22 protein-coding genes are annotated in these 26,770 nt (G+C 68.5%); 21 read left to right on the forward strand and 1 reads right to left on the reverse strand.

The window, feature by feature from the left end; genetic code table 11:
* Nucleotides 1-43 precede the first annotated feature (43 nt).
* Nucleotides 44-3,925 carry a DNA-directed RNA polymerase subunit beta' gene (rpoC, locus tag DEJ06_RS03810; protein ID WP_111038479.1) on the forward strand — a complete coding sequence of 1,294 codons (3,882 nt, stop codon included), beginning with the start codon at nt 44-46 and terminating at the stop codon, nt 3,923-3,925.
* A 129-nt stretch (nt 3,926-4,054) separates the two neighbouring features.
* Here the strand turns inward: rpoC and DEJ06_RS03815 are convergent, their stop codons facing one another.
* Nucleotides 4,055-4,450: a VOC family protein gene (locus tag DEJ06_RS03815; RefSeq protein ID WP_111038480.1), complete on the reverse strand. Its 396-nt coding sequence runs from the start codon at nt 4,448-4,450 to the stop codon at nt 4,055-4,057.
* 401 nt (nt 4,451-4,851) lie between these two features.
* On the opposite strand from DEJ06_RS03815, the gene DEJ06_RS03820 reads away from it, so the two are divergent.
* The 20 genes from DEJ06_RS03820 (at nt 4,852) to DEJ06_RS03915 (ending at nt 26,607) form a co-directional block, all read left to right on the forward strand.
* A complete protein-coding gene (locus DEJ06_RS03820) occupies nt 4,852-6,519 on the forward strand; it encodes a GspE/PulE family protein (protein ID WP_111023276.1) in 1,668 nt (555 codons plus the stop codon).
* A complete protein-coding gene (locus DEJ06_RS03825) occupies nt 6,516-8,132 on the forward strand; it encodes a type IV pilus twitching motility protein PilT (protein WP_309147286.1) in 1,617 nt (538 codons plus the stop codon). The genes DEJ06_RS03820 and DEJ06_RS03825 overlap by 4 nt, the downstream gene beginning before the upstream one ends.
* Nucleotides 8,132-9,364: a type II secretion system F family protein gene (locus DEJ06_RS03830; protein ID WP_111023277.1), complete on the forward strand. Its 1,233-nt coding sequence runs from the start codon at nt 8,132-8,134 to the stop codon at nt 9,362-9,364. The genes DEJ06_RS03825 and DEJ06_RS03830 overlap by 1 nt, the downstream gene beginning before the upstream one ends.
* Before the next feature lie 185 nt (nt 9,365-9,549).
* Nucleotides 9,550-9,972, forward strand: a complete 423-nt coding sequence (locus DEJ06_RS18665) for a type II secretion system protein (protein ID WP_276542140.1) — start codon at nt 9,550-9,552, stop codon at nt 9,970-9,972.
* 88 nt (nt 9,973-10,060) lie between these two features.
* Nucleotides 10,061-11,404 carry a prepilin-type N-terminal cleavage/methylation domain-containing protein gene (locus DEJ06_RS03840; RefSeq protein WP_111038481.1) on the forward strand — a complete coding sequence of 448 codons (1,344 nt, stop codon included), beginning with the start codon at nt 10,061-10,063 and terminating at the stop codon, nt 11,402-11,404.
* Nucleotides 11,404-12,057: a PilW family protein gene (locus DEJ06_RS03845; protein ID WP_111038482.1), complete on the forward strand. Its 654-nt coding sequence runs from the start codon at nt 11,404-11,406 to the stop codon at nt 12,055-12,057. Before DEJ06_RS03840 ends, DEJ06_RS03845 begins: the two co-directional genes overlap by 1 nt.
* Nucleotides 12,054-13,922, forward strand: coding sequence for a hypothetical protein (locus DEJ06_RS03850; RefSeq protein WP_111038483.1), 1,869 nt, complete (start codon nt 12,054-12,056; stop codon nt 13,920-13,922). The genes DEJ06_RS03845 and DEJ06_RS03850 overlap by 4 nt, the downstream gene beginning before the upstream one ends.
* A complete protein-coding gene (locus DEJ06_RS03855) occupies nt 13,919-14,782 on the forward strand; it encodes a prepilin peptidase (RefSeq protein WP_375537717.1) in 864 nt (287 codons plus the stop codon). Before DEJ06_RS03850 ends, DEJ06_RS03855 begins: the two co-directional genes overlap by 4 nt.
* A gap of 59 nt (nt 14,783-14,841) precedes the next feature.
* Nucleotides 14,842-15,894 carry a type IV pilus assembly protein PilM gene (pilM, locus tag DEJ06_RS03860; protein WP_111038484.1) on the forward strand — a complete coding sequence of 351 codons (1,053 nt, stop codon included), beginning with the start codon at nt 14,842-14,844 and terminating at the stop codon, nt 15,892-15,894.
* Entirely contained in the window at nt 15,891-16,667 is a 777-nt protein-coding gene (locus tag DEJ06_RS03865; RefSeq protein WP_111038485.1) for a hypothetical protein, read from the forward strand. The genes pilM and DEJ06_RS03865 overlap by 4 nt, the downstream gene beginning before the upstream one ends.
* A 1-nt stretch (nt 16,668) precedes the next feature.
* Nucleotides 16,669-17,391 (forward strand): hypothetical protein, encoded by a 723-nt coding sequence (locus tag DEJ06_RS03870; protein ID WP_111038486.1) that lies wholly within the window; start codon nt 16,669-16,671, stop codon nt 17,389-17,391.
* A 227-nt stretch (nt 17,392-17,618) separates the two neighbouring features.
* A complete protein-coding gene (locus DEJ06_RS03875) occupies nt 17,619-18,152 on the forward strand; it encodes a hypothetical protein (RefSeq protein ID WP_111038487.1) in 534 nt (177 codons plus the stop codon).
* 27 nt (nt 18,153-18,179) lie between these two features.
* Nucleotides 18,180-18,695, forward strand: a complete 516-nt coding sequence (locus DEJ06_RS03880) for a DUF6121 family protein (RefSeq protein ID WP_111038488.1) — start codon at nt 18,180-18,182, stop codon at nt 18,693-18,695.
* A 37-nt stretch (nt 18,696-18,732) separates the two neighbouring features.
* The gene (locus DEJ06_RS03885) at nt 18,733-19,935 is read left to right on the forward strand and encodes a hypothetical protein (RefSeq protein ID WP_111038489.1); all 1,203 of its coding nucleotides are present in this window, start codon (nt 18,733-18,735) and stop codon (nt 19,933-19,935) included.
* A 228-nt stretch (nt 19,936-20,163) separates the two neighbouring features.
* The gene (rpsL, locus tag DEJ06_RS03890) at nt 20,164-20,532 is read left to right on the forward strand and encodes a 30S ribosomal protein S12 (protein ID WP_017885540.1); all 369 of its coding nucleotides are present in this window, start codon (nt 20,164-20,166) and stop codon (nt 20,530-20,532) included.
* Nucleotides 20,533-20,537: 5 nt separating this feature from the next.
* Nucleotides 20,538-21,008: a 30S ribosomal protein S7 gene (gene rpsG, locus DEJ06_RS03895; protein WP_017885539.1), complete on the forward strand. Its 471-nt coding sequence runs from the start codon at nt 20,538-20,540 to the stop codon at nt 21,006-21,008.
* Nucleotides 21,009-21,095: 87 nt separating this feature from the next.
* Nucleotides 21,096-23,213, forward strand: a complete 2,118-nt coding sequence (gene fusA, locus DEJ06_RS03900; RefSeq protein WP_027466735.1) for an elongation factor G — start codon at nt 21,096-21,098, stop codon at nt 23,211-23,213.
* Between the two features lie 147 nt (nt 23,214-23,360).
* Nucleotides 23,361-24,548 (forward strand): elongation factor Tu, encoded by a 1,188-nt coding sequence (tuf, locus tag DEJ06_RS03905; RefSeq protein WP_027466734.1) that lies wholly within the window; start codon nt 23,361-23,363, stop codon nt 24,546-24,548.
* Between the two features lie 173 nt (nt 24,549-24,721).
* On the forward strand, nt 24,722-25,699 hold the full coding sequence (locus tag DEJ06_RS03910; protein WP_027466733.1) for a DNA topoisomerase IB: 978 nt from the start codon (nt 24,722-24,724) through the stop codon (nt 25,697-25,699).
* Between the two features lie 80 nt (nt 25,700-25,779).
* The gene (locus DEJ06_RS03915) at nt 25,780-26,607 is read left to right on the forward strand and encodes a DarT ssDNA thymidine ADP-ribosyltransferase family protein (protein WP_084741336.1); all 828 of its coding nucleotides are present in this window, start codon (nt 25,780-25,782) and stop codon (nt 26,605-26,607) included.
* Nucleotides 26,608-26,770: the final 163 nt, after the last annotated feature.

The raw sequence follows: 26,770 nt of genomic DNA on the forward strand, positions 1-26,770 counted from the left end.
CCCGCCCGTACATCGAAGCCTGAATCAGCAAGAGAGAAGAACATTGCTCGAAGCAACTTCCTTTGACGCCATTCGGATCGGCCTCGCGACCGCCGAGGACATCCGTCAGTGGTCGTACGGCGAGGTCAAGAAGCCGGAGACCATCAACTACCGCACCCTGAAGCCCGAGAAGGACGGTCTGTTCGGCGAGCAGATCTTCGGTCCTTCCCGCGACTGGGAGTGCGCCTGCGGCAAGTACAAGCGTGTCCGGTTCAAGGGCATCGTCTGCGAGCGCTGCGGCGTCGAGGTCACCAAGTCCTCGGTCCGTCGTGAGCGCATGGGCCACATCGAGCTCGCTGCCCCCGTCACGCACATCTGGTACTTCAAGGGCGTCCCGTCGCGCCTCGGGTACCTCCTCGACATGGCGCCGAAGGACCTCGAGAAGGTCATCTACTTCGCGGCGTACATGATCATCGACATCGATGAAGAGGGCCGTCACGCGGACATGCCGGGTCTCGAGAACGAGATGCGTCTCGAGATCAAGACCCTCGAGGGCCAGCGCGACTCGATCATCGCTGACCGCCTCAAGAAGCTCGAGGACGACCTCGCAGCCCTTGAGGAAGAGGGTGCGAAGGCCGACGTCAAGCGCCGCACCAAGGACACCGCCGAGAAGGAGATGTCCCAGGTCCGCAAGTCGTTCGACGAGGACATCACCCGTCTCGAGCGTGTGTGGGAGGACTTCCGCAACCTCAAGGTGGGCGACCTCAAGCCCGAGGACGCCGTCTTCCACGAGCTCCAGGACCGGTTCGGGATCTACTTCGACGCCTACATGGGCGCCGAGGCGATCAAGCTCCGGCTCGAGGCGTTCGACCTGGCCGCCGAGGCCGAGGCACTGCGTCTGCAGATCGCCGAGGGCAAGGGCCAGAAGAAGATCCGCGCGATCAAGCGTCTGCGCGTCGTCAGCTCCTTCCTCGCCACCGGCAACTCGCCGGCCGCGATGGTGCTCGGCGTCGTGCCGGTCATCCCGCCGGAGCTGCGCCCGATGGTGCAGCTCGACGGTGGCCGTTTCGCCACGTCGGACCTCAACGACCTCTACCGTCGTGTGATCAACCGCAACAACCGTCTCCGCCGCCTGCTCGACCTCGGTGCCCCCGAGATCATCGTGAACAACGAGAAGCGCATGCTGCAGGAAGCCGTTGACGCGCTGTTCGACAACGGTCGTCGTGGTCGTCCGGTCACGGGTACCGGCAACCGCGCCCTGAAGTCCCTGAGCGACATGCTCAAGGGCAAGCAGGGTCGTTTCCGCCAGAACCTGCTCGGCAAGCGCGTCGACTACTCGGGCCGTTCGGTCATCATCGTCGGCCCGCAGCTGAAGCTGCACCAGTGCGGTCTGCCCAAGCAGATGGCGCTCGAGCTCTTCAAGCCGTTCGTGATCAAGCGCCTCATCGACCTGTCGCACGCGCAGAACATCAAGTCGGCCAAGCGCATGGTCGAGCGTTCGCGTCCGCAGGTGTGGGACGTGCTCGAGGAGATCATCCGCGAGCGCCCCGTCCTGCTGAACCGTGCGCCGACGCTGCACCGTCTGGGCATCCAGGCGTTCGAGCCGCAGCTCGTCGAGGGCAAGGCCATCCAGCTCCACCCGCTCGTGTGTGCTGCGTTCAACGCGGACTTCGACGGTGACCAGATGGCCGTGCACCTGCCGCTGTCGGTCGAGGCCCAGGCCGAGGCCCGCATCCTGATGCTCGCCTCGAACAACATCCTGAAGCCGTCCGACGGCCGTCCGGTGACCCTGCCCGCACAGGACATGATCATCGGTCTGCACCACCTGACGACCGTCCGCGAGGGCGCCGTCGGTGAAGGCCGCGCGTTCTCCTCGGTCGCCGAGGCGATCCTGGCCAACGACCAGCACACGCTGCACCTCAACGCGATGGCGAAGATCCGCATGACGGGTGTCCACTTCGCCGAGGGTGAAGCTCCCGAGGGCTACGAGCAGGGCGACACCGTGCTGCTCGAGACGACCCTGGGCCGTGCGCTCTTCAACGAGACCCTCCCGGCGAACTACCCGTTCGTCCAGAAGGTCACCGACAAGGGCGTGCTCTCCGCGATCGTCAACGACCTCGCCGAGCGCTACTCCAAGACCGAGACGGCCGCTGCGCTGGACCGGATCAAGGACGCCGGCTTCTACTGGGGCACCCGCTCCGGTGTGACCGTCGCCCTGTCGGACGTCGTGACGCCTCCTCGCAAGAAGGAGATCATCGCGGGCTACGAGATCCAGGCCGCCAAGGTGCAGGGCGAGTTCGACAAGGGTCTGATCACCGACTCCGAGCGTCGCGCCGACCTGATCAAGATCTGGACCGAGGCCACGAACGAGATCGCGCAGGAGATGCGCGACAACTTCCCGGTCGACAACACCATCAACCGCATGGTGTCGTCCGGTGCTCGTGGTAACTGGCTCCAGGTCCGCAACATCGCCGGTATGCGTGGTCTGGTGAACAACCCGAAGGGCGAGATCATCGCCCGCCCGATCATCAACTCGTACCGCGAGGGCCTGACCGTGGCGGAGTACTTCATCGCCACCCACGGTGCTCGTAAGGGTCTTGCCGACACCGCGCTCCGTACCGCGGACTCCGGGTACCTCACCCGTCGTCTCGTGGACGTCTCGCAGGACGTCATCATCCGCGAGGACGACTGCGGCACGACGCGTGGCCTCGAGCTGCCGATCGCGACCGTGGACGCCGACGGCAAGCTCGTCCGCGACCCGCGCGTCGAGAACACCGTGTACTCCCGCACCCTGGCCACCGAGGCCTTGGACGCACAGGGCACGGTCGTGGCAGAGGCTCGCGAGGACGTCGGTGACGTGCTCCTCGAGAAGCTGCTGGCAGCCGGTGTCGAGAGCATCAAGGTGCGCTCGGTCCTGACCTGCGAGTCGGCCGTCGGTGTCTGCGCGAAGTGCTACGGCCGTTCGCTCGCCACCGGCAACCTGGTCGACATCGGTGAGGCAGTCGGCATCATCGCCGCGCAGTCCATCGGTGAGCCCGGTACCCAGCTGACGATGCGTACCTTCCACACGGGTGGTTCGGCCTCGGCCGACGACATCACCCAGGGTCTGCCGCGTGTCACGGAGCTCTTCGAGGCGCGTACCCCCAAGGGCGCGTCCCCGATCGCCGAGGCCCCCGGCCGCGTCGTGGTCGAGGACACGGACAAGGGTCGTCGGATCATCCTCACGCCGGACAACGGCGACGAGCCGTTCATCTACCCGGTGCTCAAGCGTGCGACGCTCCTCATCGAGGACAACCAGCACGTCGAGCTCGGCGAGCAGTTCATCGCCGGCACCGTCGACCCGAAGGAAGTCCTCCGGGTCAAGGGTGTCCGAGAGGTCCAGAAGCACCTGGTCAACGGTGTGCAGGACGTCTACGGCTCGCAGGGTGTGCCGATCCACGACAAGCACATCGAGGTCATCGTCCGCCAGATGCTCCGCAAGGTCACCGTCGTCGACCACGGCGACACCGACCTGCTGCCGGGTGAGCTCGTCGACCGGTCGCGCTACAACGCGCTGAACCGTGCGGCGCTGCAGGAGGGTCGCAAGACCGCCTCGGCTCGCCAGGAGGTCATGGGCATCACGAAGGCGTCCCTCGCGACCGAGTCGTGGCTGTCCGCCGCTTCCTTCCAGGAGACCACCCGCGTGCTCACGCAGGCGGCCATGGAGGGGAAGCAGGACCACCTCGTCGGCCTCAAGGAGAACGTCATCATCGGTAAGCTCATCCCCGCCGGGACGGGCCTCAGCCGGTACCGTGACGTGGACGTGAACGCGACCGAAGAGGCGAAGGCGGAGCGGTACCCCAACCGCATCTTCGCTGACGACTCGTCGTTCTCGGACGCCGACCTGAGCTTCGTCGACTTCGACAGCTTCTCGTCGGACGACTTCACGCCGGGCACGTACAACTGAGCCTGACGTGATCCCACGAAGGCCCCGTCTCCGCAAGGAGGCGGGGCCTTCGTCGTGTCGTCACCACGTGACGGCCTGGAGGCGCGGTGCGGGGCCGCCACGGGCCTCCCGTCCGCCGTGGGGTCGCGGCTAGAGCGCGCGGCCCGCGCCGTTGTCGCGGCCGGAACCGCGTCCGGTCTCGTCGACCAGCGAGAACAGGCTCAGCACGTTGCCGTCGGGGTCGCGGACGTCGAACCAGTCGACCGCCCCGTCGACGCACTCGACGGGGCCGACGTCGATGCCGAGCGCGCCGATGCGTGCGTGCTGCGCGGCGACGTCGTCGACGCCGAAGCGGACGCTGACCGGGTTCTCCTCGGCCTGCTCGTCGACGTAGAGCTGGATCCAGATGCCGCCGACCTCGTACTCGGCGACGCCGTCCTCGGGCTCGAGGTCCGGCTCGGTGCGCTCGAAGACCGCGCCGTACCAGAGGCAGGACGCCTCGATGTCGCTGACGGGCAACCCCACGGTCACGCTCGTGATGTCCATGTCTCATCATGTGCCCGGGTGGGGGCGCGCGTCGAGAGGGATTCCGCGGCGCCGCGCTGTCCGGCCCGCGTCGGACGACGACCTCGTTCCTCCACACCCCCGTGTGACACCGACGTTCTCCACGGACCGCTCGCCAGGACTCCGGCAGCCGTGCGGGGTCCGGGAGGCTGGCGGACATGCACCCTCCGACGGCCACCGCGAACCGGCCCAGGCGTCCCCCGGACCGGGGCCGAACCGGTCGTGGACCCCAGTTCTGGGTGCAGCCGGACCCCCTCCGCCCCCTCTTTCTGGGACTGCGGTCGGCGAGGGCCCCAGAAGTAGCGTGGTCGGGCGCCACATCCCTGGTGGCGCATCACCCGACGACGTCTCGCCGTGCGCGAGTCCAAGGAGGCACGGGACTCATGGCGACCCTGTCCGAGATCCTCATCCTGAACGGCGCCCTGCCCATCGAGCACCTCGATGCGATGACGGGTGACGAGGACCTCGACGAGCGCGCCATCCGTGGCCTGGTCGACCAGGGCGTCGTGAGCGAGGCCCAGTTCATCACCGCCCGGGCCGCGTCGAACAACTCACGCACCGTCCCGCTGAGCGACTACCCCGTCGACGGCACCGCGGTGTCGATCCTGCCGGCGGCCCTGTGCCGGCGCCACGGTGTGCTCGGCGTCGGGTTCGAGGGCGACCTGCTCATCCTCGCGATGGTGAACCCCACGAACGTGCTCGCCATCGACGACGCCCGGACGGCGTCTGGTCGCGCGATCAAGCCGCTGCAGGTCGAGGAGCGTGACCTCGTCGCTGCCCTCGACCGGTACCTGCGCGCCGACGACGAGCTGAACGACCTGACGTCGTCGCTGGAAGAAGAAGCATCGACGACCTCGAAGGCGCAGATCGACATCGCCGACGGCGCCCTCGACGACGTCCCGATCGTCCGGTTCGTGAACCTGCTCGTGTCGCAGGCCATCCAGGACCACGCGTCCGACATCCACATCGAGCCCGGCGAGCACGAGGTCCGGATCCGGTACCGCATCGACGGCGTGCTGCACGAGATGGCGCCGGCGCCGAAGAACATCCAGAACGGCGTGATCAGCCGCCTGAAGATCATGAGCGACATCGACATCGCCGAGCGTCGCAAGCCGCAGGACGGCCGCATGTCCGTGCGGCACGGCGGCCGGCAGATCGACCTCCGTGTCGCGACGCTGCCCACCGTGTGGGGCGAGAAGGTCGTCATGCGGATCCTCGACAACACGAACACCTCGCTGACCCTCAAGGACCTCAACCTCCTCGAGCAGAACTTCCAGGCGTACCAGCGGTCCTACTCGAAGCCGTACGGCATGATCCTGGTCACCGGTCCCACCGGTTCGGGCAAGTCGACGACGCTGTACACGACCCTCAACGCCGTGGCGAAGCCCGAGATCAACGTCATCACGGTGGAGGACCCGGTCGAGTACCGGATGGCCGGCATCAACCAGGTGCAGGTCAACCCGAAGGCCGGCCTGACGTTCGCCTCCGCGCTCCGCTCGATCCTCCGCTCCGACCCCGACGTCGTGCTGCTCGGTGAGATCCGCGACCACGAGACCGCCCAGATCGCGATCGAGGCGTCGCTGACCGGGCACCTCGTGCTCTCGACCCTGCACACCAACGACGCCCCGTCGGCCGTGACCCGCCTGACCGAGATGGACATCGAGCCGTTCCTGGTCGGGTCCGCCCTCGACTCCGTCGTCGCCCAGCGACTCGCCCGCCGGCTGTGCGACCGGTGCAAGGCGCCCGCCGTGTACGAGATCGAGCAGCTCCGGGCGCTCGGGTTCCTGGCCCCCGGCGACGAGATGCCCGCGTTCTTCGCCCCGGTCGGCTGCGCCGTCTGCTCGAACACCGGGTACCGCGGCCGCATCGCCCTGCACGAGGTCATGACCGTGACCGAGGAGATCGAGCGGCTCGCCGTGGGTCGCGCCTCGAGCGCGGAGATCAGTCGCGTCGCCCAGCAGCAGGGCATGCTCACGCTCCGCCAGGACGGCTTCGAGAAGGTCAAGCTCGGCATGACGAGCGTCGACGAGATCCTGCGCGTCGTCGCGTGACCGGGGAACAGGACGAGCAGATGACCGACTCCGTGTACGACATCACCATGCCCGGCGACGAGCCCGTCGCCGGATGGCACCCCGGCACCCCGGGCGCCGAGGTCGGCTCCCGCCGTGCCGCGCGTCTGGCCGCGGCAGCCGCTACCCCGCCCGAGCAGGTCTACGACCTGACGGACGACTCGGCGGTGTGGCCCGCGCCCACCGGCACGGCCGTGGCCAGCCCCGTTGCCGGTCCCGTGGGTGGTCCGGTCGCTGCGCCCGTGGCGCAGTCCGCCACCGCTCCGGCGACGCCGCCCGCCGCGGTGCCGTCGTCGACCGCCACCTACGGGTACGCCGAGCCGGCGACCCAGCAGCTGCCGGCCATCGCCTACAGCGGCGCGCACCACGCCGCACCGCCGGCACCTGCTCCGGCACCCGCCGCGGCCTCGGCCGGTGACATCGACTTCGCCCGGCACGCACGCGAGGTCGCCGACCCCGACCTCATCACCGCACTCGCACAGGTCGTCTACCAGGGGGCCTCCGACCTGCACGTCACGGCCGACGCCCCGCCCACCGTCCGCGTCGACGGCTCACTCCGGCCGGCCGTGCCCGGAGGCGCGTGGTCGCGTGGCAAGGTCATCGCGGCACTCAAGACGCTGCTGTCCGTCGAACAGGCCGGGCAGTTCGACCACGACCAGGAGCTCGACTTCGCGTACTCGCTGTCGCCGGAGTACCGCTTCCGCGTGAACTACTACCAGCAGCGCGGCAACTGGGGCGCCGCGTTCCGCATCATCCCCACCAGGATCAAGACGCTCAAGCAGCTCGGCATCCCCGCGCACGTCGGTGACTTCGCCGGCCTGCCCCGTGGCCTGGTCCTCGTCACCGGCCCGACCGGCTCGGGCAAGTCGACCACCCTCGCGGCGCTCATCGACCTGGTCAACGAGAGCCGTGCCGACCACATCGTCACGGTCGAGGACCCGATCGAGTTCATGCACGACCACAAGCGGTCGATCATCAACCAGCGCGAGGTCGGCGCCGACACCCACTCCTTCGCCTCCGCGCTCAAGCACGTGCTGCGGCAGGACCCCGACGTCATCCTGATCGGTGAGCTCCGCGACCTCGAGACCATCTCCGTCGCACTCACCGCCGCCGAGACCGGCCACCTGGTGTTCGCCACCCTGCACACGCAGAGCGCACCCGGCACGATCGACCGCGTCATCGACGTCTTCCCACCGCACCAGCAGGGGCAGATCCGCACCCAGCTCGCGGCCACCCTGCAGGGCGTCGTCTGCCAGACCCTCGTCCCGAAGGCCAACGGCGTCGGCCGCGTCGTCGCCACCGAGATCATGACGATCACCCCGGCCATCGGCAACCTCATCCGCGAGGGCAAGACCTACCAGATCACCTCCGCCATGCAGGCCGGCCGTGACCTCGGCATGCACACCATGGACCAGGACCTCGCCGAACTGGTCAACGTCGGCACCATCTCGCGCAAGGCCGCGATGGAGAAGGTGCACGACGAAGAGGGCTTCGACCGGCTCGTCCAGCGCGTCGAGTCCCCGTCCGACTCCTCGGCCGCCGCGATCGCCGCCAGCGGCATCGACTTCGGCGACAAGTTCTCCGGAGGCTACTGATGTCACTCGCGTTCGACTACCGCGGGCGTGACGGCGCCGGCAAGCTCGTCAAGGGCCGCCTCGACGCCGCGTCCGAGGGGGCCGTCGTCCAGCGTCTCCGGGGGATGGGCGTCTCACCGATCGCCATCACCGAGGCGAAGGCCGGCACCGGGCTCCAGACCGAAATCAAGATCCCCGGGTTCGAGAAGGGCGTCGGCCTCAAGGACCTCGCGATCATGTCGCGGCAGGCCTCGACGATGCTCACCTCGGGGCTCTCGCTCCTCCGGACCCTGACGATCCTGTCCGACCAGACCGAGAACAAGAAGCTCAAGGACATCCTCGGCAAGGTCCGCGACGACGTCGAGCGCGGCGTCTCCTTCTCCGACGCCGTCGCGAAGTACCCGGTCGACTTCCCGCCGATCATGATCAACATGATCCGTGCGGGGGAGACCGGCGGGTTCCTCGACCAGGCCATGGACTCCATCGCGACGAACTTCGAGAAGGAGCACAAGCTCCGCTCGACGATCAAGTCGGCGATGACCTACCCGGTGGTCGTGCTCGTGATGTCGCTGGTGGCGGTCGCCATCATGCTCATCTTCATCGTCCCGATCTTCCAGGACATGTTCTCGTCGCTCGGCGGCACGCTCCCGCTGCCGACGCAGATCCTCGTGACGCTGTCACACGCCATGCGGTACGTCGCGATCCCGCTCGCGATCGTCGTCGTGCTGGCGTGGCTCTGGTGGCGAGCGAACAAGAACACCGAACGCGTCCGAGCGTTCATCGATCCGATCACCCTGAAACTGCCGGTCTTCGGCCCGCTGCAGAAGAAGATCGTCATTGCTCGGTTCGCTCGCAACTTCTCGAACATGATCGGCGCCGGTGTTCCCATTCTGCAGGCATTGCGGATCGTCGGGGAAGTGTCGAACAACTTCGTCGTGAAGCGCGCGCTCGACAATGTCGCAGAGGCCGTGCGGAAAGGTGAATCAATCGCGGTGCCGCTCGCCGCACAATCGGTTTTCCCGGCAATGGTGACGCAGATGGTCGCGGTCGGTGAAGACGCCGGTTCCCTCGAGATCATGCTCGAGAAGATCGCGGTGTTCTACGACGCCGAGGTCGAGGCGACCACCGACGCCCTCACCTCGCTGATCGAGCCGCTGCTCATCGCGTTCCTTGGCGTTGTGGTGGGCGGGATGATCATCGCGCTCTACATGCCGATCTTCCAGATCACCAACGTCGTGCAGAACGCTTCCTAGTCATTCCACCCCCATGCGGGGGCATTGTCGATATCGACCCTCCCCCGCACTGGGGGTGTTTTGTGCCCAGCATGGCCCCCGTTCTCGGGATTGGCCGCTCGATGTGCCCCCAATACGCTGATCTGCGGCGGCCGAGCAAGCCCCGAACTCATTTCCCCGACATTCCCCGCAGAATGGAAACAACCATGTACTTCGCTCTCATGGGCAAGCTCGACGCTCGCCGCAAGGGTCTCCTGAAGGACGGCGAGAAGGGCTTCACGCTCATCGAGCTACTCGTCGTCGTCATCATCATCGGCATCCTCGCCGCGATCGCCATCCCGGTGTACATCGGCGTGCAGAACAACGCGAAGGACTCGGCAGTCAAGTCGGACGTCACCAACGCGAAGACCGCCGTGGTGAGCATCGCGACGTCCGGCACCGGCGCCTTCCCGGACACTGCCGACCTGACCACCACGGACTACAAGAACGCCGGGGCGACCAAGAGCTCGAACACCACCGCCATCACGTACAAGAAGACCACCGACGGTTTCTGCATCCAGGGCACGAGCTCGACCAACAAGACCTTCGTCGCCAACGAGACCGACGGCGTGAAGGCCGGTACCTGCTGACACTCGCTGTGAACCGTGTGGGCGCCGCCTCGTCGAGGCCGGCGTCCACACGAGCATCGGAACGACCACTGCAGCAAGAAGGGACGCCATGATCTCGCGCATCGCCGAGCGACTGCGTTCCGCACGGGACAACGAGGACGGCTTCACGATCATCGAAGTGATGGTCGCGATGACGATCTTCGCCCTGATCGCCGCCGGGATCGCCGCCGGCATCGCTGCCTCACTGGTGCTGTCGAAGGACACCCGTGCGCGCGAGGTCGCATCGACGATCGCGATGGAGGACATCGACGACCTCCGGGACACCCCGAGCATCTTCAACGTGAAGAGCGGCACCGCCACCAAGCAGGTCGGCAATCAGGTCTTCGACCTGACCCGGAAGGTGTCGTGGACCCGGTCGTCCGGCGCGGCCACCGCCTGCGGCACGGGCGACGGCAGCCTGTCGTACAAGGCCGTGACGGTCACGGTGCGGTGGAAGACCAGCGCTGCAGCGTCCGGGACCCAGCAGGTCGAGATGTCGAGCGCCATCGCTCCACTCACGAACATCAACTCGGACACCACGGGCTCGATCCTCGTCGGCGTGACGAACGCGAACGGGATCGGCGTCTCCGGGATCGTGCCGACCGTGAGCGGTGGCCCCGCCGGGGTCACGTTCCCGGCGACGGACGCGGAGGGCTGCACCTACGTGGCCGGCGTCGCGCCGGGGACCTACAAGGTGTCGGTCGCCCGCACCGGGTACATCGACTCGACCCAACAGCCGAGTCCGTCGTCGCAGTCGGTGACGGTGTCGGTCGGGAGCTCCGGTGCCGCCGCCTTCACGTTCGACAAGGTGACGACCTACTCGTTCAAGTACGTGACCTCGCCGGCCTCGTCCGCGATCCTGCCGACGAACCTGCCCTTGTCGATCACCAACGGGACGTCGGGCACGACCGTGTTGGACCCCGCCCCGACGAGCGCGGCCCTGTTCCCGTTCCCCTCGGGGTACCAGGCGGTGGCCGGGTTGTACTCCGCTGACGTGTCGTCCGACGCCGCAGCGACCTGCCTCGGCCCGGAACCAGGCGCCTGGACGACCGCCAACAAGGCAGGCAAGAAGGGGACGGCGACGGAGTTCAAGGACGCGACCGGGCCGATCCCGATCAGCATGGGCGCGATCACGCTCGCCAAGCCGGACAAGGCGCTCTTCATCACCGCGAAGACCACCACAGCCGTGAACGGCGATCCCGGCTGCGCGAAGGGGATGACCCTGAGCTTCCCGAAGCCGACGTCCGACAGCATGACGATCGCCCTGCCGTGGGGAACCTGGAAGCTGTTCACGGGCGGCACTGCGGGCGCGGCGACGACGCCGCTCGCGCTCACCGCCACCAACACCGCGATGGTCAGCAACGGTGCCGTCACCGGTGGCGTCGTCCTCGTCGACCCGAGGCCGGCCAGCTGATGCGCGCGCTCCTCCGTCGTCTGCGAGTCGATCAACGCGGGATCACGCTCGTGGAGCTCCTCGTCGCCATGCTCGTGACGTCGCTGCTGCTCACCCTGGTCGGGAGCTTCTTCGTGTCGATCTCGAAGGCGCAGCGCACGGTGTCCTCGGTCAACGACAGCACCCGACAGGGCACCACGTCGATGACGCAGCTCAGCCGGTACCTGCGTGAGGCCTCGCGGTGGCAGGTGAGCAAGACGGTCAGTGCGCCGGCGTTCGTGAGCGCCACTGGCAGGAGCGTGCAGTTCTACTCGGGTGTCGACCTGTCGAGTGCACGGGCCGGGCTCACCAAGGTGACGGTCGACGTCGTGTCGAACCGGCTGCGCATGCAGCTGCAGCGGGGCGACTGCCCGGCCGGCGGGTACTGCACGTTCACCGGTGCCACCCGGACGCTGTGGCTCGCCGACGTGGTCCGGGCAGGCACGCTCTTCTCCTACGTCAACGCGGACGACGGTCCCGTGTCCGCGCCGGCGAATGCCACCTACGACACGATCCGGTCCGTCCGCGTGGCGCTGACCGTGGGGTCGACGGGCGGCGTGACCGTCAACGACAGCACGTTCCAGGCCACCATCAACCTGCGCAACCTCGACTACGGCGCAGCCACGGAGTCATGATGCTCATCCGGATCCTCCGAGGCCTGCGTGCCCGAGACGACGAACGCGGGGTCGCCCTCGCGGCCGTCATCGGGATCGGTGCGGTGCTCATGATCGTGCTGTCCCTCGTCGTCGCCACCGCGACGAGCGGTGCGACGAAAGCGACGACCGACACGAACTACAACAAGGCGATCGCGGCCGCGTACGCGGGTCTCTCCGACTACCAGGGCCGCCTGGCAGCCGACAACGCCTACGTCAAGTACGGCGTGCGCACCGCGTTCTCGTCGACGAGCACGTACACGGCAGATCCGGCGAACAAGGCCTTCGGCACCGCGAAGGACGGCTCGTGGGCGAACGTGGTCGGGAGCACCGACCAGTCCTACCGGTACGAGGTCGACAACTCCGACTACTCGACGACCGGCAAGGTCCGCCTGCGCGTGACGGGGAAGGCCGGTGCCACGACGAGGACCATCGTCGTGGACCTCCGCGGCGACGGCTTCGTCAACTACCTGTACTTCACGAACTACGAGTCCCAGGACCCGAGCCTGACGAACGCCGGCTGCGTCTCGAACCACCGCAACGACGACGACTGGAGCTCCAGCAGCAGCTGTGAAGCCGTCACGTTCGCCAGCGGTGACGTCCTCGACGGGCCGGTCCGGTCGAACGATGTCATCACCGCCTGCGGAGCGACGTTCAACTCGAGCGTGCAGGACACGGGGCCCGCCGACTTCTTCTACACGAGCAAGGCGACGACCATCGACTCCGCCTGCCGCTCGTCCACGAAGTTCATCAGCGGGAGGATCAAGAACGTCGGGACGCTCCCCATGCCGAGCACCAACGCGAACATGAAGCAGGAGGCACGGACCGACATCCCCGAGAAGGTGGCGAAGCCCGGGTGCCTGTACACCGGTCCGACGTCCATCACGTTCCTCGCCGGGGGCAAGATGCGCGTGGTCTCACCGTGGACCATCTCCACACAGGTCAAGGGCAACGCCAACGGCAGCGCCATCGCACCGGGCCCGGGGAACGACGCCCTGTGCGGCTCAGTCGCTGCTCTCCGGGGAACCGGTGCCGTCGTCCCCACGCTGCCCGCGAACCTGGTCTACGTGCAGAGCGTGCCGTCGACGGTCGGTGACCCGAACTACTGGGCGTCCAGCGCCACACCGTCCGGCACGGTCAACGGGACCGTGAACGCGGGTTCGCCGGTCTACTGCCAGCAGACGGTCAAGTCGGGGACCTCGACGAGTTCGGACTACGGCAACGGCCTGGGGTACCCGCTCAACGGCGAGTTCACCGGAACGCGCGGGGATGCCGGGTACTACGGGTGCCGCAGCGGTGATGCCTTCGTGTCCGGATCCTTCGGCGGACAGATGACCCTCGCCGCGGAGAACTTCCTGTACGTGACCGGAAACATCGTCTACCAGAACGGCCGGACCTCCGACGACATGCTCGGGCTCGTCGGGCAGAAGGCGGTCTCCGTCTACAACCCCGTGTCGTGCTCGAGCTACTCCGGCTGGTCGAACACGGTGTGCAACACGGGCAGCAGCTCCTACTCGACGAACACGGCGCCGACCAAGAACATCGAGATCGACGCAGCCATCGCCAGCAACCTCGGCACGTTCAACGTCCAGAACAGCCAGTACGGGTCGAACCTCGGCATCCTCACGATCTACGGATCGATCGCCCAGCAGTTCCGCGGCTCGGTCCGCACCTCGTACGGCAACGGCCTGCTGACGGGGTACGCGAAGGCGTACTCGTACGACAGCAGACTCAAGTCCTCGGCCCCGCCCAAGTTCCTGCAGCCGGTCTCGACCACGTACGGCGTGACGACCGAGACCGAGTCGGCCACGGCCTTCCGCGCCGACGGCACCCCGACGGGGAAGTGACCGTGGCTTCCTTCGCCTCGGTGGCGCCCCTCGTCGCCGCGCTGGTCGGCGTGCTCGGTCTCGCGATCGGGTCGTTCCTGAACGTCGTCGTGTACCGGGTGCCCGCGGGCATGTCCGTCGTCGCGCCGGCCAGCTCGTGCCCCGGATGCGGTCATGCGATCCGAGGTCGCGACAACGTGCCCGTCGTCTCCTGGATCGTCCTGCGCGCCCGGTGCCGTGACTGCGGCGCGCCCATCTCGGCCCGGTACCCGCTCGTCGAAGCCGCCACGGGCCTCCTGTTCGTCGCGGTGACGCTGCTCTCGGTCCTCGCACCGTGGTCGCCGCTGGTGGCACCGGACGGCGTCTCCGGATCGATCCACGGAGCGGTCCTGCTCGTCGCGCTCCTGTACCTGATGGCGATCAGCATCTCGTTGACGCTCATCGACCTCGACACCCACACGTTGCCGAACCGGATCGTGCTGCCGGCCTACATCGTGCTGCCCGTGCTCCTGCTGGCTGCGTCGGCGGCGTCCGGCGACTGGGGCGCCGCGCTCCGGGGGCTCATCGGCCTGGTCGTCCTCGGCGGCGTCTACCTCGTGCTCGCGCTGGCGGTACCCGGCGGGATGGGGCTCGGCGACGTGAAGCTCGCCGGCGTGCTCGGCCTCGTGCTGGCGTACCTCGGATGGGGACCCCTCGCAGTGGGTTCTTTCGCGGCGTTCCTGCTCGGAGGTACCTTCGCAGTCGTCCTCCTGGTCGTGCGCCGGGCGGGCCGTCGCAGCGGGATCCCGTTCGGTCCCTGGATGCTCGCGGGTGCCTGGCTCGGCATCGCCGTCGGTGCCCCCGCATGGGACGGCTACCTGCGCCTCCTCGGACTCGCCTGACGCCTCGCCGCGCGCTGACCCACCAGACCGACCCGAAGACGGTCACGGAAGGACCACCCATGTCGAAGAGCATCGTGGGCGTCGACATCGGCGCCGCCGCGATCCGTGCTGTCGAGGTCCAGGACGCCGACAAGCCGAGACCGACGATCCTGCGGTTCGCCGAGGTGCCCGTGCCCCCGGGCGCGACGAAGCAGGGGGAGGTGCTCGAGCCGAACACCGTCGCGGGTGCGCTCCGACAGCTCTGGTCGCTCGGGCGCTTCCGCTCGAAGGACGTCGTGCTCGGCATGGGCAACCAGCGGGTGCTGTCGCGCGACCTGACGGTCCCGAAAGCCCCCATCGCGCAGATCCGCGAATCGTTGCCCTTCCAGGTGCAGGACATGCTCCCGGTGCCCGTGGGCGACGCCATCCTCGACTTCTACCCGACCAGCGAGGAGACGGGGGAGAACGGCCCCACCGTGAGCGGTCTCCTCGTCGCCGCCGTGAAGGACGCCGTGCTCGCCAACGTCCGCGCGGTCCAGAACGCCGGGCTCAAGCCGGTCGGTGTCGACCTCATCCCGTTCGCCCTGGCACGTGTCCTCGCGCCGGCGAACCGGTCGGGCACCGTGGCCATCGTCGAGTGTGGCGGCAACACGACGACCGTCGTCATCGTCACCGACGGCGTCCCGAAGTTCGTCCGCATCGTGCCGACCGGCGGCGACGACATCACGCGGCTCCTCGCCGGTCGGCTGACGATCGACGAGGGAGCGGCCGAAGCCGTCAAGCGCCACCTGGGCATGGATCCGGAGCGGGCGCGGACCGGCGACGACGCGCTCGCGGTCGCGGCGGTCCGCGAGACGATGGGCGAACTGCTCTCGAGTCTCCGCAACACCGTCAACTACTTCGTCAACACCCACCCTGCCGAGCCCGTCGGCGAGATCCTGCTCTGCGGCGCTGCAGCTGCGCTCCCCGGTTTCGCCGCAGCACTCTCGGAGTTCACCCGGACGCCCGTCCGGTTCGGGGCACCGTTCGCGAACGTCGCGCTCGCGAGGTCCATCCGCGTCGAGGACCTGCACGCGCACGGCGCATCGATCGCCGTGGCATGGGGACTCGCCGCGGGAGGCAAGGCAGCATGAGCCAGTCGACCAAGTCGAAGCCCTCGCGCTCTGGACGGAGTCGCCGCCGAGGAGCGGCGCCCGACCCCGCACTGCGCGTCGCCGCCGAGACCGCGGAGCGCGTCAAGCGCCAGCGTCGGACCACCCCCAGCGAGATCGTCGTCGGGGGCCGCCCCAGCGTCGACCTCCTGCCCACCGAGGTCCTCGCCGACCGACGCAGCAGCCGTGTCGTCCGTCGGATGTGGGCGGGCGTCGTCCTCGTGGCGATCGTGGTCGGGATCGCGACCGCCGGAGCCAGCCTCCTGTCCAGCCAGGCCCACGACGACCTGACCCACGCGCAGGACGAGACCCTGTCGCTCCTGCAGCAGCAGGCGAACTACCGCGAGGTCCGGGACACGGAGGCCGGTACTGCGCTGCGTGAAGCCGCGCAGTCGGTCGGCGGGGCCACGGAGATCGCCTGGCAGCCGTACCTCGCTTCGCTGAAGGCATCGCTCCCGGCGGGAGTCGAGATCACCGGCGTCGCGATCGACTCGGCCACGCCGCTGGAGACCTACGCGCAGGCCGACACTCCGCTCCAGGGGCAGCGTGTCGCGACCCTGACCATCGACGCGCAGAGCCCGACGCTGCCGTCCGTTCCGTCGTGGCTCGATGCCGTCAAGGGACTCAAGGGCTTCGTCGACGCGACCGCGAACTCGGTCACGCTCGACCCGACGACGGGCACGTACACGGTGAACATGACGATCCACGTCGACCAGGCCGCCTTCGACGGCAAGTACCAGGACAAGGGCGAGTGAGATGACCCGCAACCGACTCAACATGCTCCTCGCCGTCGTGGCGATGGTCGTGGTGGCACTCGCGGGGTTCTTCCTCGGCGTACAGCCACATCTCGCACAGGCCGCGAGTGACCGTACCGACCAGGTGTCGGTGGACGCGACGAACCGGACGACGGCGGCGGAACTCGCCCGGCTCAAGGACCGCGCGAAGTCCCTGCCGGCGATGAAGGCGGAACTCGCGGAGCTCACCACCTCGGTGCCGTCGAGTGCGAACATGTCCTCCTTCTACGGCGCAGTCGACGGCGTGGCAGCCCGGGCGGGCGTGAAGGTGTCCGCGATCACGACGTCCGACGCTGTGGCGTACACCGCCCCCGTCGCAGCTTCGACGGCCGCGGGCACCGAGGACTCGTCGGCCTCCGCGACGGACGAGGCGACGGACGCGGCGACGCCCGATCCGACCGCGGCATCCACCGGCGCCGCGACGGCGCCCGTGACCGATCCGGCGATCTCGGCCGCGAACTTCTCGGCCATCCCCGTCTCCGTGTCGGTCGACGGGTCGTTCGACCAGGCCCTGTCCTTCGTCGGCGGCATGCAGGACGGCGCTCGACTCTTCCTCGTCACCACGGTGTCGTCCTCCATCTCGCAGGACTCGACCGACCCGGCCGCGGCGGCTGCGACGACGTGGACGTTCGGTGGCTACGTGTACGTCCTGACCGCCGAATCGGACACCGCTGCGAAGGGCTGACCCGACCCCCACGGACTGGGGTCGTCCGCGCCACGCCGACCCCACTTCCGCGACACCCGTCGTTGTGATTACGATGCACCAGGCGCCGTGATCGCGGCTGCTCATCCCCTCTCGAACGGTCGGCTCGAACCGGCCGTTCCTCGTCGTGCCCGGAGTCGCGCGTGTTGGTCGGAATCGTGGAATTCCTGGGTTGGTTCGGTGCAGTAACCGTTCTAGCTGGTTACATCTTGTTCTCCACTGGCAAGATCCCGAACGGCCCGCTCTACCAGCTGTTCAACCTCGTCGGCGGCCTCGCGGTGGCCATCAACGTCGCCGCGCACCACGCCGTCCCCTCGACCATCGTCAACGGGATCTGGGCGATCGTCGCCGTCGTCGTCCTGGTGAAGATGGGCCGAGCGCGCCGCGCGGCGAAGCGCGACGGACCCGTGTCCAGCGAGCCGCCGGTCCTGCACGCTGAACCGGCCGCGACCACCGGGGTCCTGCCGGTCATCGGCCCGGCGCTGCGTGACCACGAGCCGGAGGGCACCGCCGAGGCGGACGCTGCCACGGGCCTCCAGTCCGACGACCCGACGGACGCGGCGGACGAGACGGCCGCGACGATGCCGGATTCCGCGCCCGCGCCCGCCCCCATGACGGAGACCGTCCCGATCATCACGGCGACGATCGCGCTCGCCCTGGTCGCCGCAGCGCAGGAGCAGTCCGACCGGGCGGACCGTCGCGAGCACGCGGACGACACGGACCACGCCGAACCCGCTCGCTGACCAGCCGGTCGACGATACGATCGGCGCATGTCCCGGTGGTTGATCGCGACGATGACGTCCGTCCTCTTCATCGCGCTCGTGATCGCCGTCACGGGCTTCGAAGCCCTGCTCGCCGACGTCGAGGTCATCTCGCAGCCCGACGCCACCCCGTACCTCGGGCCCGCGATGGTGGTCGGTGGCGCGGCCGTGGTCTTCCTCGCGACCGCGGCCGGCGTGCGCGACGGCAACCCCGGGGTCACCGCGCTGGTGGCCGCAGCGACGGTCTACCTGGTCATGCTCGGCGTCGGAGCCGTGGGCTACGCGCTCGTCCGCTCGGACGCGACGGAGCTCCTCGTCTTCCCCGCGGGGTACGCCCTCGGGCCCTTCGTGGTCGGGTCCGTCGTGGTGGCGCTCCTGTCGGTGCTCGGCGGGATCACGATGGCTCGCCACCAGGCACGGACCGATGGCGGCTCGGGCGCGACCGGGGCGGCGCGTCTGGACGGGCCTGACGAGCGCTCCGGGCACAACCGGACGAACGCGGGCGAGGAACCCGCCGGACGGTAGTGTTCGCAGGGCACGACGCACACGCAACGGGGGAACGATGAGCGACCAGCACGCGCAGGATCCGGACCAGCAGGGCGGCTGGGGTGCCGTCCCGCCGGTGGCCTCGATCCGTGGGGACGGAACGTCCGAGGCAGCGGCCCAGGGGTTCGGTCCGGGTCCCGGCGCAGGAGCCCCCGGATTCCCCGGGATGCCCGGACCGGTGCCGCAGCGTCCTCGCCGGAAGCTCCGTCGCGGCCAGCTCATCGGCATCATCTCGGGCGGCACAGCGGTCGTCTTGCTGCTCGTCGCCGGTGTCGTCGGCTACTCGGTCGGTTCCTCCTCGCACTCGGCGGACCGCCCGGTGCGGGCGTTCCTCGACGACCTGACGGCCGGACGCGTGGCCGACGCCCTCGACGACGCAGGCATCGAACGCGAGAAGACCGACGTGCTGCTCGGCGAAGCCGCCTACGCGAAGGCATCGGACAAGGTCACCGGCTACCGCGTCGCCGCGACGCGGACGGACGGCGACACCGCGACGGTCCGCGCGTACCTGCGCCAGGGCGGGCAGGACGTCGCTGCGACCTTCACGCTGGACAAGACCGGGACGGACTGGGGTGTGTTCCCGATCTGGGAGCTGCAGGCCCCCGAGCTCGGAACGGTCGCCGTCGCCGTGCGGGGGCCGTCCGGTGCGTCGGTCACCGTCGCCGGCCGGAACGTGGAGACCGCGAAGGACGGCACGGTGAGCCTCCGTGCACTGCCCGGCACGTACGACGTCGCCTTCGACGGCGGGAAGTGGACCACGGCCCGTGGGGGATCGGCGAGCGTCAGCGGGTTCGGTCGGTCGACCTCGACCCCGGTGCAGATGACCACGACCCTGACCACCGCCGGGCAGCAGGCCGCCAAGCGGGCGGTGGACGACTGGGTGGACGGCTGCATCGCCTCCACCGACGCCGCCCCCGCCGGGTGCAGCTTCTACGCGTACGGGCAGAACCCCGCGTACACGTACTCGAACCAGAAGTGGACGCTCGAGACGCGGCCGACGGTCCGGGTCGGCAGCTGGACGACGAACGGCTGGTTGATCACGACGACGGCGCCCGGCCGGGCGAAGTACACGGCCGACATCTCGGGTGCTGCCGGCACCGGAACGGCCTCCGCGGGGCCGCTCAACGTGAACGCGAGCGGGTACGTCACGGGCTTCTCGAGCGACGGCGCCACGTTCCGCTCGGCGGTGGGCAACGGGTCGTCCGACACCGGCTCATGACGGTGTCGGTTCCCGGGGTGACCCGGATTGATTTCGTCCCGTTACGCGGGTAGTCTCTACCGGGTGTGCGCCCTCGGGCGCGCCCGAAAAGTCCGGCGAGCGGGATCGCCCAGCCGGACCACTCCGTCCCCCACTCGAACACCCGCCGTCCGGCGGTGCTCAGCGTGGGACGAGGAAGCCGGCGGAACGCGCCGGCCAGAGAGCACGAGCGAAGAACCAGGAGAACAGTTGCCTACTATTCAGCAGCTGGTTCGCAAGGGTCGTACGCCGAAGGTCACCAAGACCAAGGCGCCCGCCCTGAAGGCGAACCCCCAGCAGCGTGGTGTGTGCACCCGCGTCTACACCACCACCCCCAAGAAGCCGAACTCGGCACTGCGCAAGGTCGCTCGTGTCAAGCTCTCGAACGGCACCGAGGTCACGGCATACATCCCCGGTGAGGGCCACAACCTCCAGGAGCACTCGATGGTGCTCGTCCGCGGCGGTCGTGTGAAGGACCTCCCGGGTGTGCGGTACAAGATCATCCGTGGCGCCCTGGACACCCAGGCAGTCAAGAACCGTAAGCAGGCTCGTAGCCGCTACGGCGCGAAGAAGGGTTGAGTTAGATGCCTCGTAAGGGTCCCGCCCCCAAGCGTCCCGTCGTCGCCGACCCGGTCTACGGTGCGCCGATCGTCAGCCAGCTCGTCAACAAGATCCTGCTCGACGGCAAGAAGGGCCTCGCCGAGCGCATCGTCTACGGTGCACTCGAGGGCGTTTCCGCCAAGAACCAGCAGGACGCCGTCGTGACGCTGAAGAAGGCGCTCGACAACGTCCGTCCGACCCTCGAGGTCCGTAGCCGCCGTGTCGGTGGCTCGACCTACCAGGTCCCGGTCGAGGTCAAGCCGCACCGCGCGAACACCCTCGCGCTCCGTTGGCTCACCTCGTACGCCAAGGCCCGTCGCGAGAAGACGATGACCGAGCGTCTCATGAACGAGATCCTCGACGCGTCGAACGGTCTCGGTGCCGCGGTCAAGCGCCGCGAGGACACGCACAAGATGGCCGAGTCGAACAAGGCCTTCGCCCACTACCGCTGGTAGTCCCGGCACCGTCCGGGTGCCGGTGGTCAAGAACCCCGGCGCCCGGACGGCCGCCAACCTCTCCTACAACTCTTCCGGAGGAACCCTGTGGCACAGGACGTGCTCACCGACCTGAACAAGGTCCGCAACATCGGCATCATGGCGCACATCGATGCCGGCAAGACCACGACGACCGAGCGCATCCTGTTCTACACGGGCATCACGCACAAGATCGGTGAGGTCCACGACGGCGCTGCCACGATGGACTGGATGGCGCAGGAGCAGGAGCGCGGCATCACGATCACGTCGGCCGCGACGACCTGCTTCTGGGACAACAACCAGATCAACATCATCGACACCCCCGGTCACGTGGACTTCACGGTCGAGGTGGAGCGTTCGCTCCGCGTCCTCGACGGTGCGGTCGCCGTCTTCGACGGCAAGGAGGGCGTCGAGCCCCAGTCCGAGACCGTCTGGCGTCAGGCCGACAAGTACGACGTCCCGCGTATCTGCTTCGTCAACAAGATGGACAAGCTGGGCGCCGACTTCTACTACACCGTCGACACCATCGTGAACCGCCTCGGCGCGGAGCCCCTCGTGCTCCAGCTGCCGATCGGTTCCGAGAGCTCGTTCGAAGGCGTCGTCGACCTCGTCCAGATGCGTGCACTCACCTGGCGCGGCGACGCCAAGGGTGACGTCGCGATGGGCGCGAAGTACGAGATCGAAGAGATCCCGGCCGACCTGCAGGACCGCGCCGCCGAGTACCGCGAGAAGCTCATCGAGCGCGTGGCCGAGGCGGACGACGTCCTCATGGAGCGCTACCTCGAGGGCGACACCGACTTCTCGGTCGCCGAGATCAAGGCAGCCATCCGTGCTCTCACGGTGAGCAGCACGCTCTACCCGGTCCTCTGCGGTTCCGCGTTCAAGAACCGTGGTGTCCAGCCGATGCTCGACGCCGTCATCGACTACCTCCCGTCCCCGCTCGACGTGCCGCCGATGATCGGCCACGACGTCAAGGACGAGGAGAAGGAGATCATCCGCAAGCCCGACGCGTCGGAGCCGTTCTCGGCCCTCGCGTTCAAGGTCGCGGTGCACCCGTTCTTCGGTCGTCTGACCTACGTGCGCGTCTACTCCGGCTCGATCGAGTCCGGTGCCCAGGTCATCAACTCGACCAAGGGCAAGAAGGAGCGCATCGGCAAGATCTTCCAGATGCACTCCAACAAGGAGAACCCGGTCGCCAACGTGACCGCTGGCCACATCTATGCGGTCATCGGCCTCAAGGACACCACCACCGGTGACACCCTGTGCGACCCGACCAACCAGGTCGTCCTCGAGTCGATGACGTTCCCGGAGCCGGTCATCGAGGTCGCCATCGAGCCGAACACGAAGGCCGACCAGGAGAAGCTCTCCACGGCCATCCAGAAGCTCGCCGAAGAGGACCCGACGTTCCGCGTCGAGCTCAACGCCGAGACCGGTCAGACGACGATCAAGGGCATGGGCGAGCTCCACCTCGACATCCTCGTCGACCGCATGAAGCGTGAGTTCCACGTCGAGGCGAGCGTCGGCAAGCCCCAGGTGGCCTACCGCGAGACGCTCACCAAGATCGTCGAGCGCTACGACTACACCCACAAGAAGCAGACCGGTGGTTCCGGCCAGTTCGCGAAGGTGCAGATCGCGCTCGAGCCGATGGAGGTCACGAGCGAGAAGGTCTACGAGTTCGTCAACGCGACCTCCGGTGGCCGTGTCCCGCGCGAGTACATCCCGTCGGTCGACGCCGGTATCCAGGACGCCATGCAGGTCGGCATCCTCGCGGGCTACCCGACGGTCGGCGTGAAGGCCATCCTCAAGGACGGCGCGGCGCACGACGTCGACTCGTCCGAGATGGCGTTCAAGATTGCCGGCTCGATCGCCTACAAGGAAGCGGCTCGCAAGGCCGGTCCGGCGATCCTCGAGCCGATCATGGCCGTCGAGGTCCGTACTCCTGAGGAGTACATGGGCGACGTCATCGGTGACCTGAACTCCCGTCGTGGCCAGATCGCCTCGATGGAGGACGCCTCGGGCGTCAAGGTGGTCCGCGCGAGCGTGCCGCTGTCCGAGATGTTCGGCTACGTCGGCGACCTGCGGTCGAAGACCTCTGGTCGTGCGGTCTACTCGATGACCTTCGAGACCTACAGCCAGGTCCCGGCCAAGGTCGCCGAGGAGATCATCGCGAAGAACGCGGGGGAGTAGCGCTCAGCGCTTCTCCACAGGCGGGGGCGCCCGGCGACGGGCCCCTCGCCACCAAGTAAAGTACAGACACACACCGCGCACCAACGGTCCCGAGCCCATCCAGGGCCGGCCGGGGGTGACGCTTCCGAGTCCTGAGGAGGACCCACAGTGGCCAAGGCCAAGTTCGAGCGCACCAAGCCGCACGTCAACATCGGAACCATCGGTCACGTCGACCACGGCAAGACCACGCTCACGGCGGCGATCACCAAGGTTCTGCACGACCAGTACCCGGACCTCAACGAGGCCCGCGACTTCGCGCAGATCGACAACGCTCCCGAGGAGCGCCAGCGCGGCATCACGATCAACATCTCGCACGTCGAGTACCAGACCGAGAAGCGTCACTACGCGCACGTCGACGCCCCCGGTCACGCCGACTACGTGAAGAACATGATCACGGGTGCGGCACAGATGGACGGCGCGATCCTCGTGGTCGCCGCCACCGACGGCCCGATGCCCCAGACGCGTGAGCACGTCCTGCTCGCCCGCCAGGTCGGCGTCCCCTACATCGTCGTCGCACTGAACAAGTCCGACATGGTGGACGACGAGGAGATCCTGGAGCTCGTCGAGCTCGAGGTCCGCGAGCTCCTCGGCTCGCAGCAGTTCGACGAGGACGCCCCCGTCGTGCAGGTCTCGGCGCTCAAGGCGCTCGAGGGCGACGAGAAGTGGGTCAAGTCGGTCCAGGACCTCATGGCCCAGGTCGACGAGCACGTGCCGGACCCGGTGCGCGCCACCGACCAGCCGTTCCTGATGCCGATCGAGGACGTCTTCACGATCACCGGTCGTGGCACGGTCGTCACCGGTCGCGTCGAGCGTGGCACGCTCAACCTGAACGCCGAGGTCGAGATCGTCGGCATCCGCGCGACGCAGAAGACCACGGTCACGGGCATCGAGATGTTCCGCAAGCTGCTCGACCAGGCGGTCGCCGGTGACAACACCGGTCTGCTCATCCGTGGCCTCAAGCGCGAGGACGTGGAGCGCGGCCAGGTCGTCGTGAAGCCCGGTTCGGTCACGCCGCACACCGAGTTCCAGGCGAACGCGTACATCCTGACCAAGGACGAGGGTGGGCGTCACAACCCGTTCTACGCGAACTACCGCCCGCAGTTCTACTTCCGCACCACGGACGTCACCGGCGTCATCACGCTGCCCGAGGGCACCGAGATGGTCATGCCCGGTGACACCGTCGCCATGACGGTCGAGCTGATCCAGCCGATCGCCATGGAAGAGGGCCTCCGTTTCGCCATCCGTGAGGGTGGTCGTACGGTCGGTGCCGGTACGGTCGAGAAGATCATCAAGTAACTCCGGTTCCTTGCGACAGCGGGGTCGGGCCTTCGGGCCCGGCCCCGCTTCGTCGTACACGGCCACTGGCGGGCCGTACAGGGCGCCGGACAGGAGGCCCGGGGCAGCGCCCGCCATGGGCCTCCTGTCCGCCCCGTGACCCGTCACAGGCGTCACGGAGTTGGCTCGACCACGTGACCCGCCTCCGCAGATCCGCGACCTCCGGTCGCGGCTACCACCGCGTCCGTTCCGGACGCGGTTTCTCGTTCCGCGACCCCGACGGCAACACCGTGACGGACCCGGACGAGCGCCGTCGACTCGAGGAGTTCGTGATCCCGCCGGCGTGGGACGACGTCTGGATCTCCCCGTACGAGAACGGCCACATCCTGGCCACCGGCACGGACGGTGCGGGGCGCCGCCAGTACATGTACCACCCGTCCTGGCGTGAACGGATGGACCGGATCAAGTACGACCGTGCGCTTGCACTGGCGGAGTCCCTGCCGGTCGCCCGCCGCGGTGTCACGCAGGACCTCCGTCGCCCCGAGCCGGACCGCCGCCGTGCGCTGGCCGCAGCGTTCCGCATGCTCGACCAGGGGTCCCTCCGGGTCGGGTCCGAGCGGTACGCCACGGAGCACGGCAGTCGTGGGCTGTCCACGCTGCTGTGCGCGCACGCCCACGTGTCGGGCGACGACATCGAGCTCGACTTCCCCGGCAAGAGCGGGCAGGAGTGGTCGTCGTCGATCCACGACCACGACCTGGCGCGGGTCATCGCCGGCATGAAGCGTCGCGGGCCCAACGCGCGGTTGCTCTCGTTCCGCGAGCGTCGCGGTGCGGAGTGGGAGCCGCTCTCCGCCGAGGACATCAACGCCTACGTGAAGGAACGTGCGGGCGACGAGTTCACCGCGAAGGACTTCCGGACCCTGCACGGGACGGTCGCGGCCGCGGTCGACCTGGCGAAGACCGGACCGCAGTCGTCCCAGGCCAAGCGGAAGAAGGCCGTCTCGCACGCGGTGAAGGCCGCCAGCGACGAGCTCGGCAACACCCCGACGGTGTGCCGACAGAGCTACATCGACCCCCGGTTGCTCGACGCGTACGACCACGGCGAGACCATCGATCCGAACCGCCTGGCGTCCGCCGAGGCCGAGGTCCGGGCACTGCTCTACCGACAATGACCCGGGGGCCGTCCGGATGACGTAGCGTTGGTCGACGTGCCGGACCACCCCCACACGGCACGGAAGGACCCACAACAGTCGTGACCGACGAGTGCATCCACGGATTCCCCACCGAGCTCTGCGACATCTGCGCACCCCGGCAGCGCGAGGCGTCGGAGATCCCAGCCACCCCGGCACCCCGCCGGACCCGCATCACCACCAACCTGCGCGTCGACCCGCCGGCCTCCGGGCCCGGGACGTCGCTCCGGTCGCCGACGTCGCTCCGTTCGTCGTCCGCCGACCTGCCCGAAGCACGTGAGTTCGCAGCGCTCCGCGCCCACCACGTCACCCACATCGACAACCTCGACGGCATCGTCGGCGCCGGCGCGATCCTGGCGTCCGACCAGGCCGAGCCGGTCGTGGACGTCAGTTCCGCCGACACCCGCGCTGCCCGCGCCGAGGCCGAGGCGCCCGACGGCTCCTCGATCGCCGGCCACGTGCCGTTCACGCTGTCGCCCGACGCCACCCGCTGGGACGAGCTCCGTACGGGTGCCGAGGGCGAGCGCTGGTCGGACGCCGCCCGCCGCACCCGGGCGATCGACTACGTCGTGCTCGTCGTGCCCGTCTCCGCGTTCGGTGCCTCGGTGATCGTCGCCGACCAGGACGCCGACGCCGACGACGTCCGGTTCGCCGTCGGTCCCGACGCCGGCACGAACCTGATCCGTCGCACCGACTTCACGGACCCGGAGATGCACGGCCTCGAGCTGCTCGCCGGACCGAGCGTGCCGTTCACGTCGGTCGCGGTCATCGGCGTGCCGAACGACAAGGCTCGGCAGACCGTCCGCGCCGTGCTCGCCGACCACGGTGGACACGCTCCTCGAGTGGCCGTGTTCCCGCCGTGGTTCGTACCCCCGGTGACCGCCGAGTGACGGTCTCCTGACCCGTGTCGACGCACCCTCCGGACCCCGTCCGGAGGGTGCGTCGCGTTGCGGGGCCGAGCCGGGCCTCCAGGCCGTCCGATCGGCGTGGATCCGGGCAAGCGAGCCGGTGGGACACGCCCGGCAATTCGCGACACGCCCGGGTTGCACGTGG

Source organism: Curtobacterium sp. MCLR17_051 (assembly GCF_003234395.1).
Classification (GTDB): domain Bacteria; phylum Actinomycetota; class Actinomycetes; order Actinomycetales; family Microbacteriaceae; genus Curtobacterium; species Curtobacterium flaccumfaciens.